Source organism: Streptomyces zinciresistens K42 (genome assembly GCF_000225525.1).
Classification (GTDB): Bacteria; Actinomycetota; Actinomycetes; order Streptomycetales; family Streptomycetaceae; genus Streptomyces; species Streptomyces zinciresistens.
In genome coordinates this window covers 1-205 of the sequence record NZ_AGBF01000522.1, presented here as the reverse complement: position 1 = coordinate 205, position 205 = coordinate 1, and the positions used below count along the sequence as shown (strand labels likewise).

1 protein-coding gene is annotated in these 205 nt (G+C 69.8%); it reads right to left on the bottom strand.

Features of this window, described 5'->3' with window-relative positions; translation table 11 throughout:
• Positions 1–22: 22 nt before the first annotated feature.
• On the bottom strand, positions 23–205 hold a 183-nt coding region (locus tag SZN_RS37465; protein WP_063741789.1), incomplete at its 5' end, for a hypothetical protein.

Genomic DNA, 205 nt, shown 5'->3' with positions numbered 1-205 from the left:
CCGCCGTGGACCGAGGCGTAGTTCAGAAGCTGGAGATCAGTCCGGCGAGCGAGGCCAGGCCGCTGTTGATGGTCGGGGCCAGGCCGGTCGCGGCGAGGGTGAAGCCGAACAGCGTGCAGGTCAGCGCGGAGCCGACGCGGACGTAGCCGCCCTTGACCAGGACGACGACGATGATGCCCAGCAGCACGGCGGCGGAGATGGACAG